Origin of the sequence: Mesorhizobium sp., assembly GCF_024509055.1 — a bacterium.
Classification (GTDB): domain Bacteria; phylum Pseudomonadota; class Alphaproteobacteria; order Rhizobiales; family Rhizobiaceae; genus Mesorhizobium.
In genome coordinates, this window is record NZ_JANINM010000037.1 from 1 (window position 1) to 6692 (window position 6692).

General features: G+C 63.9%; 8 protein-coding genes. 6 read left to right on the forward strand and 2 right to left on the reverse strand.

The features are described from left to right. The 4 genes from Q0L57_RS02385 to Q0L57_RS02400 form a co-directional block, all read left to right on the forward strand. The coding region (locus tag Q0L57_RS02385; protein WP_296737450.1) for an FAD-dependent oxidoreductase at positions 1-648 on the forward strand (648 nt) is incomplete at its 5' end. A 102-nt stretch (positions 649-750) separates the two neighbouring features. After that, entirely contained in the window at positions 751-1008 is a 258-nt protein-coding gene (locus Q0L57_RS02390; protein WP_095765464.1) for a GlsB/YeaQ/YmgE family stress response membrane protein, read from the forward strand. Positions 1009-1153: 145 nt separating this feature from the next. Beyond that, a complete protein-coding gene (lipA, locus tag Q0L57_RS02395) occupies positions 1154-2119 on the forward strand; it encodes a lipoyl synthase (RefSeq protein ID WP_296737455.1) in 966 nt (321 codons plus the stop codon). A 12-nt stretch (positions 2120-2131) separates the two neighbouring features. Continuing rightward, complete coding sequence (locus tag Q0L57_RS02400) at positions 2132-2587, forward strand: type II toxin-antitoxin system RatA family toxin (RefSeq protein WP_296737457.1); 456 nt, start codon at positions 2132-2134, stop codon at positions 2585-2587. A 16-nt stretch (positions 2588-2603) separates the two neighbouring features. Here Q0L57_RS02400 and Q0L57_RS02405 read toward each other — a convergent pair whose 3' ends face one another. Then, complete coding sequence (locus Q0L57_RS02405) at positions 2604-3086, reverse strand: CinA family protein (RefSeq protein WP_296737459.1); 483 nt, start codon at positions 3084-3086, stop codon at positions 2604-2606. Then, positions 3083-4312: a bifunctional 2-C-methyl-D-erythritol 4-phosphate cytidylyltransferase/2-C-methyl-D-erythritol 2,4-cyclodiphosphate synthase gene (locus Q0L57_RS02410; protein WP_296737462.1), complete on the reverse strand. Its 1230-nt coding sequence runs from the start codon at positions 4310-4312 to the stop codon at positions 3083-3085. The genes Q0L57_RS02405 and Q0L57_RS02410 overlap by 4 nt, the downstream gene beginning before the upstream one ends. 140 nt (positions 4313-4452) lie before the next feature. Between Q0L57_RS02410 and dusB the strand changes: the two genes are divergently transcribed. After that, entirely contained in the window at positions 4453-5481 is a 1029-nt protein-coding gene (dusB, locus tag Q0L57_RS02415) for a tRNA dihydrouridine synthase DusB (protein WP_296737465.1), read from the forward strand. Then, positions 5478-6620, forward strand: coding sequence for a nitrogen regulation protein NR(II) (locus tag Q0L57_RS02420; RefSeq protein WP_296737467.1), 1143 nt, complete (start codon positions 5478-5480; stop codon positions 6618-6620). The genes dusB and Q0L57_RS02420 overlap by 4 nt, the downstream gene beginning before the upstream one ends. The last annotated feature ends 72 nt before the right edge of the window (positions 6621-6692 follow it).

Genomic DNA, 6692 nt, shown 5'->3' on the forward strand with positions numbered 1-6692 from the left:
GAGATGAAGGACGGCAAGGTCGAGAAGATCACCGCCGACCGCATGATCTCGGCCGTGGGCGTGCAGGGCAACATCGAGAATCTCGGTCTTGAGGCGCTGGGCGTGAAGACCGACCGCGGCTGCGTGGTCGTCGACGGCTATGGCAAGACGAACGTGCCCGGCATCTACGCGATCGGCGACGTCGCCGGCCCGCCGATGCTCGCGCACAAGGCCGAGCATGAGGGCGTGGTCTGCATCGAGAAAATAGCGAATTTCCCGGGCGTCCATGCCATCGACAAGCTCAAGATTCCGGGCTGCACCTATTGCAGCCCGCAGGTCGCTTCAGTCGGCCTGACCGAGGCCAGGGCCAAGGCCGAGGGCAAGGATGTCCGCGTCGGCCGCTTCCCGTTCAGCGCCAATGGCAAGGCGATCGCGCTCGGCGAAGATCAGGGCTTCGTCAAGACCATCTTCGACAAGAAGACCGGCCAGCTTCTCGGTGCCCATATGGTGGGCGCCGAGGTGACCGAACTCATCCAGGGCTTCGTCGTGGCCATGAACCTCGAGACCACCGAGGAAGAGCTGATGCACACGATCTTCCCGCATCCGACGTTGTCGGAGATGATGAAGGAGAGCGTGCTCGACGCCTATGGCCGCGCTTTGAACGCATGATAGACTGGCTGCGCGAGACTCACACGCGGCAGCCGGAGAAACCTGACGGCAAGGCAGTTCGTATCCGGATGCATTTTCACCTTATCGAGGAGGAATTGGCACATGCATATGAATGGCGTCGGCTGGATCGCAGCAATCATCGTCGGCGGACTGGCAGGCTGGCTTGCCGAGATGGTCATGAAGAGCAACACCGGCATCTTCATGAACATCATCATGGGTATCGTCGGCGCGATAGTGCTGAACGCAATCCTGCAGGCTCTCAACATCCAATCGTTCGGCGTCGGCTGGGTGGCCTACCTGATCACTGGCTTCATCGGCGCCTGCCTGCTGATCTTCGTCGGGCGGCTCGTCCGCCGGTAAGGCGCGCGAATGCGTCGCTGAACGAAAGCCGCTATGCGAAAAAGGCCGGGGCGGCATGCGCCGCCGCGGCCTTTTTCTTTGCTTCGAAAAGTCATAGATGAGAATGACAGGCGGCTGCGGAGTTCGCGGCCGCGAAGGGTTTGAGATGGTTACTGTTCTCGACACGATCGCCAACGCGCCGCGCCCGCGGCATCCCGAAAAGGCGCACAAGCCCGACCAGGAAGTGCTGCGCAAGCCCGACTGGATACGCGTCAAGGCGCCGGTTTCGAAGGGCTATGCCGAGACGCGCGAGATCGTGAAATCGCACAAGCTGGTGACGGTGTGCGAGGAGGCCGGCTGCCCGAACATCGGCGAATGCTGGGACAAGAAGCACGCCACCTTCATGATCATGGGCGAGATCTGCACGCGCGCCTGCGCCTTCTGCAATGTCGCCACCGGCATCCCGACCGCCCTCGATCCCGACGAGCCGGCGCGCGTCGCCCATGCCGTCAAGCAGATGGGGCTTAGCCACGTCGTCATCACGTCCGTCGACCGCGACGACCTCGCCGATGGCGGCGCGCAGCATTTCGCCGACGTGATCCATGCCATCCGCGCGGCGGCGCCCTCGACGACCATCGAAATCCTGACGCCCGACTTCCTTCGCAAGGATGGCGCGCTGGAGATCGTCGTCGCGGCCAGGCCCGACGTGTTCAACCACAATCTGGAAACCGTGCCGTCGAACTACCTGACGGTACGTCCCGGCGCGCGATATTTCCATTCGATCCGGCTGCTGCAGCGGGTGAAGGAGCTCGATCCGTCCATCTTCACCAAGTCCGGCATCATGGTCGGCCTCGGCGAGGAGCGGAACGAGGTACTGCAGCTGATGGACGACCTGCGTTCGGCCAATGTCGACTTCATGACCATCGGCCAGTACCTGCAGCCCTCGAAGAAGCACCATCCGGTGATCCGCTTCGTCACGCCGGAGGAGTTCAAATCCTTTGAGACGGTCGGCAAGACCAAAGGCTTCCTGCTGATGGCTTCGAGCCCGCTGACGCGCTCCTCGCACCATGCCGGCGACGATTTCGCCAGGCTGCGCGCGGCGCGCGAAGCGCAGCTCAAAAAAGCCAGCTAAGCCTTCGCCTTAATGCCGAAATTCGAAGCCACCCGCCGCGTCGCCCATACGCCGCAGCAGATGTTCGCGCTCGTGTCGGACATCGAGGCATACCCGCAATTCCTGCCGCTCTGCGAAGCGCTCGCCGTGCGTTCGCGCAAGGAGCGCGACGGCCGCACCATCCTCGTCGCCGACATGAGCATCGGCTACAAGGCGATCCGTGAGACCTTCACGACGCAGGTGCTTCTGAAACCGGACGAGAAGACCATCGACGTCAAATACATCGACGGCCCGTTCAAATATCTGAGCAATATCTGGCGCTTCGACCCGGCCGACGGCGGCTGCGAGGTCCATTTCTTCATCGACTACGAATTCAAGAGCCGCATCCTCGGCGCGGTGATGGGCACGATGTTCGATCGTGCCTTCCGCATGTTTTCCGAGGCATTCGAGAAGCGCGCCGACCAGATCTACGGCGCCAGGCCGGCGTGATCCGAAGCCGGGACGATCAGCCCAGGGCTTTCAGGCCGAGTTCCAGCGCATGACGCACCGTCTCGTGACGGATGAATTCGCGGCCCTTGTGGCCGAACAGCTGGTGCTCGGCGAACACCGGCTGGCCCGCCAGCGCAACTCCGAACCAGACGAGGCCGACCGGCTTTTCCGCCGACCCGCCGCTGGGACCGGCAATGCCGGTCACGGCAAGCGAGAGGCTCGCGCGCGAATGCGCTAGAGCCCCCGCAGCCATTTCGAGCACCGACTCGCGCGAGACTGCGCCATGCGCGTCGAGCGTAGCAGAAGAGACGCCGAGCATCTCCATCTTGGCTTCGTTGGAGTAGGTGATGAAACCGCGGTCGACCACCGCCGAGGAGCCGGCAATGTCTGTCAGCGCGGCGATGATCAGGCCACCGGTGCAGCTTTCGGCTGTCGCCAGCATGATGCCGCGTTGCTGACACGCCTGGAGCAGGGCGTTGGCGAGTTGGGCGTTGCTCATTCGGGAACCTCACCGGGAAAGACCACGCTGGCCGTGGCGATCGCCGCGATACCTTCTCCGCGCCCGACAAAGCCGAGCTTCTCGTTGGTGGTCGCCTTGATCGAGATGCGTTCCGGCGCGATGCCGAGCATCGCCGCGAGCGCCGCCGTCATCGCCTCGCGGTGCGGCCCGACGCGAGGCGCTTCGCAGATGAGTGTGATATCGGCATTGGCGATCCGCCCGCCGCGCTCGCGAACCACCTTTGCTGCGTGCTCGACGAAGATCTTCGACGCAGCACCTTTCCACTGCGGATCCGATGGCGGGAAATGCGTGCCGATGTCGCCGGCCCCGCAGGTGGCGAGCAGCGCGTCGGTAAGCGCATGCAGCCCGACATCTGCGTCCGAATGACCGGAAAGCTTTTGGGTGTGAGGGATGGCGACGCCGCACAGGGTGACATGATCACCCGGCTCGAAAGCATGCACGTCGTAGCCGTTGCCGGTACGGATGTCTGGAAAGCGCCACAGAGCGTTTGAGAGCCGCTGGTCGGCCAATGCGATATCCCTTGCCCAGGTAAGTTTGACGTTGTCTGGCGAGCCCGGGACGATCCTGACCGGGATCTGGGCCCACTCGGCAATAGCCGCGTCGTCGGTGAAATCCTCTCGGCCGAGATCATGCGCCTTCTGGTGCGCTGTCAGCAATGACAGGAACGGAAAGCCTTGCGGTGTCTGGGCAGCGTGCAGGCCGGCCCGGGCCACGGTTTCCAGGATCATGCCGGTGGCGGATTCGCGCTTCAGTGTATCGGCGACCGGCAGACAGGGGAGCGCACCCTGACGATCGTCAATCGCCTCGATGGTGCGGTCGATGATCGCGGCATCGACGAACGGCCGCACCGCGTCATGAACCAGCACTTTCTCAGGCGCGTGGTCCCGCAGCGCCAGCAGCCCCAGCCTTACCGAGGCTTGGCGAGACGGACCGCCGATCACGGTGATGAGACGCTCGCCATGCGCATGCGCCGCCCGCTGGAAAAGCTCGGCGTCGTCGGCATGGATGGCGACGACGACCGGGCCGATCATCGGATGGGAGAGGAAAACATCGAGCGTATGCGCAATGACGGCGCGGCCGCCAATACGCTGATATTGCTTCGGCCCGTCGGCCTGTCCGGCGCGCGCGCCGCGGCCAGCGGCGACGATTACCACCCCGATCCCACCACTCGGGCTGGATGCTTGCTTTTTGCTTGCCTCGTTCATTCCGATCGGTCCTAGTCGCGGCGAAGGCCGAACGCCAGCGTTTTCCAAAATGCGCCTTATTGTGACGTCATTGCGCGTTGCACAATGCCACACTTCTGGCTAGAGAATGTGCAACGATCGAACATGCTTGGTTTTTGTGCATGGCTGAAATGACCACCTTGGCTTCGCCGCTCGACGTTGGCGGCGTGAAGATACGCAACCGCGTCTTCCTCGCGCCGATGTCGGGTATCACCGACGAGCCGTTCCGGCAGCGCGCCCACGCGCACGGCGCGGGCCTTGTCGTGTCCGAAATGGTGGCGAGCGGCGAACTGGCCAAGGGAAGGGCCGGCTGCGACCTGCGCATTCGTCATTCCGGCCTGCCCGTTCATATGGTCCAGCTTGCCGGGCGTGAGGCGATCCATATGGCCGAGGGCGCGCGGATAGCGGCCGGCGAGGGCGCCGATATCATCGATATCAACATGGGCTGCCCGGCCAAGAAGGTGACCGGCGGCTATGCCGGCTCAGCGCTGATGCGCGATCTCGACCACGCGCTGTCGTTGATCGAGGCCGTGGTTGGGGCAGTTACCGTGCCGGTGACCGTCAAGATGCGGCTCGGCTGGGACGAAAGCGCGCTCAACGCGCCGATGCTCGCGCGCCGCGCCGAAGAGGCCGGCGTGCGCATGGTGACGATTCATGGCCGCACGCGCTGCCAGTTCTACCAGGGAAGGGCCGACTGGCGGGCCATCGCCCGGGTCAAGGAAGCAGTCTCTATCCCGGTCGTCGCCAATGGCGACGTCGCCTCTCCGCAAGAGGCCGCGGCGATCCTCGATCAATCCGGCGCCGATGCGATCATGATCGGGCGCGCCCATTATGGCGCGCCATGGGTTGCCGGCAGCATCGCGGCAGCCGCCGCCAACGCTTCCGCGCATCGCGTCCCCGAGACCCCTAAATTACTCGCCGACTATGTCGTCGCCCACTACGAAGACATGCTGTCGCTCTATGGCGTCGAAAGCGGACTGCGTCAGGCGCGCAAGCATCTCGGCTGGTATCTCGACCGCCACGCGGCCGAGGCTGCACCGGAACAGCGCAAGCGGATCCTCACCTCATTCCAGCCGGCTGAAGTCGTTGCCGAGTTGCATAGGGTATTCTCGGACTTGGCCACCCCAACCGGCTTGCGGAGCGCGGCATGAAAGCGAACGCTCCCCAGGCCACCGCCACGGCCGGCGCCGCCAACATCGTACTCAACACCATCCGACGGCCGGTGATCATGGTCGATCCGGACGGCTTCATCACGTTCGCCAATGCGGACGCCGAGGACTTCTTCCGCTCCAGCGCGACGATGCTTGCCCGAAACACGCTCGCCAAGCTGGTGCCTTTCGGCAGCCCATTGCTGACGCTGGTCGATCAGGTGCGCGAGCGGAGCGCGCCGGTCAACGAATACCGCGTCGACGTCTCTTCGCCGCGTCTCGGCATCGAGAAGATGGTCGACCTCTACGTCGCGCCGGTGCCGGAGTTCCCCGGCTCGGTCGTGGTGATGTTCCAGGAACGGTCGATGGCCGACAAGATCGACCGCCAGATGACGCATCGCGGCGCCGCACGTTCGGTCACCGGCCTCGCGGCAATGCTTGCGCATGAGATCAAGAACCCGCTCTCCGGCATCCGGGGCGCGGCCCAACTGCTCGAGCTCTCGGCATCCGACGAGGACCGCGCGCTGACCCGCCTGATCACCGACGAGACCGATCGCATCGTCTCGCTGGTCGACCGCATGGAGGTGTTTTCCGACGAGCGGCCCATTGAGCGCTACCCGGTAAACATCCATGTCGTTCTCGACCACGTGAAGGCGATCGCCAAGAACGGTTTCGCCAAGCGCATCAAGATCTTGGAGGAATATGATCCATCGCTTCCTCCGGTCTACGCCAACCGCGACCAGCTGATCCAGGTCTTCCTCAACCTGGTCAAGAACGCCGCCGAAGCGATCGGCGCCGATCCCCAGGGCGAGATCGTTTTGTCGACAGCCTTCCGGCCGGGCATCCGCGTGTCTGTGCCCGGGACGCAGGACCGCGTATCACTGCCGCTGGAATTCTGCGTGCACGACAATGGCCCCGGCGTTTCCGAGGACATCCTGCCGATCCTTTTCGATCCGTTCATCACCACCAAGCCGAACGGCTCGGGCCTCGGCTTGGCATTGGTAGCGAAGATCGTCGGCGAGCATGGCGGCATCATCGAATGCGATTCGACGCCGCGCGGAACCACTTTTCGCGTCCTCCTACCGGCGTGGAAGGAAACCTCGTCCGGCATCGACGACGAAGCTGAAGGAGACCGCAAATGACCGCTCGCGGCAATATTCTCGTCGCCGACGACGATGCGGCCATCCGCACCGTGCTCAACCAGGCGCTGTCGC